The sequence below is a fragment of the Nocardioides sp. P5_C9_2 genome (assembly GCF_054049555.1).
In genome coordinates, this window is the sequence record NZ_JBFUMD010000493.1 from 1 (window position 1) to 2,858 (window position 2,858).

The following is a 2,858-nucleotide window of genomic DNA, read 5'->3' on the forward strand; positions in this document are numbered from 1 at the left end:
CCCCCAGTCGTGCGGGTCGGGCTGGAGGAGCGGGTGGTCAGCCGGACCGAGGCCGGTCTCCTCGTGCCAGCTGCGCAGCTGCTCCTCGTTGAAGACAGACGCCTTGAGGCCGTTGATGAGGTTGGCCATGGCCAACCCGGGCAGCCGGTTCTGACCGCGGCGCATGCGCTGCCTGCTGGGGTTCTTCAGGATCCCGAACGCGCCCTCCACGCTGGAGCGGAGGTTGAAGGCGCGCCGCCACCGGCGGGTGCCGACGTACTCTCGCTGCATGAGCTTACGCTGGTGGTGCGGGTTCTTCGGGTCGGGGGTGAAGTCCATGGTCTTGTTGGTGCAGCAGGGGCGCGACTCCCAGTCCTCGGGCGGCGTGATGATGGGCAGGCCAGCCTCCCGGGCGACGGTGACGTTGTCCGTGCCGCGCGCCCAGCAGCCACCCCTGCCGGCCATGGCCGGGCAGATCCACTTCGAGGACGGGTTGCGTCCCAGTCCGGACTCCTTGCGGTCGAAGGCCCAGTTGGCCTTGAACTCCTCGACGGCGTCGTAATGCTCCTCGTCCTCCTCGCGGGCGAAGGTCGCCGGGAGGGGACGCTGGTCCATCGGGGCGGCGGGGCAGTGCATCCAGCCGTACTGCATGACGGCGCCGTTGATGTCCACGCAGCCGCCTCCGTCCTCGCGCATGGCGAGGACCTGCTCGATGCCGCGTTGCGCCAGCGGCACGGCCCACCGGTCGGCCTTGAGGTTGGTGTAGAGCAGGTCACCGGCGAGCCGGGTGATCTTGGAGCGGAGCTGGATCCGGTCCAGGAGCCGCAGCGAGGCGTCCACGACGTCCTCGTTGGCGGGCACGACGACCAGTCCCTCGACGAGCAGCGGCTCCGGCCGACCGGTGGAGTTCGGGTCGGCCGTCCGCACGACGGTGTGCTGGTGGAAGCCGTAGCCGACCTCCTTCTGACCGCCCTTCCCAGTCTTGTAGCCCCACGCGGCGTCCAGGCAGTGGCGCAGCCGCGTCGTGGTGGCTGCCGGTGCCGGTGCCGGTGCCGTGTCGTCGTCGGCGACGATGCTGGTGACCTGCAGGGCGGTCTCGACGTCCTCGCTGACGGCGTGCGCGGTGCCGGCCGCGAGGCGCTTCTGGGCGTTGCGCTGCTCCGTCTTGGGCCCGATGTTCCACGACCACTGGCCGGTACCGTCGATGGCCACGGTGCTGCACGTGCGGGGGATGACGGAGACCTTGATGAGGCGGTCCACGGCGTCCTCGACCAGACTCCGCCGACGAACCCGCTCTCCTGGTGGGAGGTCCGGCGCGGATCCGTGCCCGTAGTCGAGGCGGTCGCGCAGCTTGTTGGTGGCGTTGACGAGGTCGTCGTAGCCGAGACGCTCGTACCCCAAGTCGGTCCAGATCTCCTTGCGCGGCTTGCCGTTCTTCGTCAGGCGCGCCGCCTCGGGGTCGTGGGCGGCACGCGTGGTCTCGTTGGTGGTGGTGAGGGGGCGCAGGACGCCGAGCTCCCACTGCATCTCCCGGGGCAGCGCCTGGGTGAGGACGTCGTAGACCCCCATGACCGTGGTCTCGTGGCCCATCCGGGTGCACAGGATCACGCCGATCACCCAGAGCCGGGTGTTGTCCCTGATCCGGCCCTTGCGGCCGCGCTGCCCCGCGGGGGTAGGCGGGGCGAGGACGTCCATGACATTGCTCTCGTCGACAATCCAGACGGTGCGCTCGACCATCGGCCGGGTGAGGCGCTTGGCGCTCATCGCTGCTCACCCCGCAGCCCAGCGCTCGGTGCCTCGGTGAGGCCCTTGTGCGCCAGCCAGGGCCCCAGGTGGGGCTGCAGCTCGGCGAGGGTCCGGGCGGACTTCAGCCCGGCTGCCTGCAGGATGACCGCGAGGGGGATGGAGTCGGTCATCAGGTCCGCGATCCAGGTCGCGCGCAGGCGGGCGGGCTCGATGTGGGGGACGTTGTGCAGAGCGGCGCGCTCGGTGGCGCGGGCGGCGGTGTTGCGGCGGTCCTGCTTACGGCCGATGAGGAGCTGTCCGGCCGGCATGCCCCTGAGGGCGCCGCGCAGCAGGGACTCGAACGGACGCCGCAGCACCACGACGCGGGGCCGGGGACCCTGCACGTGGATTCGGATGCCCGCCTCGCCGAGGTCCTCGACGTGGTCGGTGAGTAGGTCGCGCATGTCGACGCTGTCGAGACCCGCGCCGCCGCTGAGCGCGACGACGATGGCCAGGTCGCGCTGCCGGGCCTCGGTGGGCTGGACCCGCGCCGCCCGCGTGATGACGGCGAGCTCGGCGGGGGAGTAGCAGGGCTTGACCGAGCTGTGCCCGATCCGGGTGAGCTTCGGCGGGACGCCCGGCCCGGGGTTGGCGGTCCGCGCCAGGGCCAGCAGCCGGCGGCGGCGCTCGGCCCGGTTGTGCTCGGTCTCCTCCGCCATCTCGACGCGGACGTACTCGTCGATGAAGGCGGTGGTGAGGACCGTGGCGACCTCGAGCGGCAGCCCGCGCTTGAGGGCGAAGCAGGCCAGCTGCGTGATGTGGTTGCAGTGCTTGCGCACGCTCTCCTTGCCGCGCAGGCTCGACGCGGTGATGGCGTCGACCAGGAACGGGCGGACCTTCTCCATCGTGGTGTCGCTGACGCGAGCGGGCACGTAGGCCTCGATGACCGCGACGACCTCGGCGGGCAGCTCCTCGTTCGTCGGCCGGGACTCGACCTCTTCCCGCAGCCGGGCGACTGCGGCCTTGCTCGGGCGCTTCGTGCGCTTGGGCTCCTTGGCCATCAGGCCGTTCCTCTCATCCAGCCACCCGTCGTTGGCGGGCGATCTGGATGTGCACCGTGCCGCCGGGCCGCTGGTGTGCAATCGCTGCACGCC

Annotated in this window: 2 protein-coding genes; both read right to left on the reverse strand. The window is 71.2% G+C overall.

Translation table 11 applies throughout. From position 1 onward, the window contains the following. Positions 1-1,743, reverse strand: a 1,743-nt coding sequence (locus ACXJKL_RS18660; RefSeq protein ID WP_457208501.1) for a hypothetical protein, incomplete at its 3' end; no start/stop codon positions are given. After that, positions 1,740-2,765: a hypothetical protein gene (locus tag ACXJKL_RS18665; RefSeq protein WP_457208502.1), complete on the reverse strand. Its 1,026-nt coding sequence runs from the start codon at positions 2,763-2,765 to the stop codon at positions 1,740-1,742. The genes ACXJKL_RS18665 and ACXJKL_RS18660, both read right to left, overlap by 4 nt. Positions 2,766-2,858: the final 93 nt, after the last annotated feature.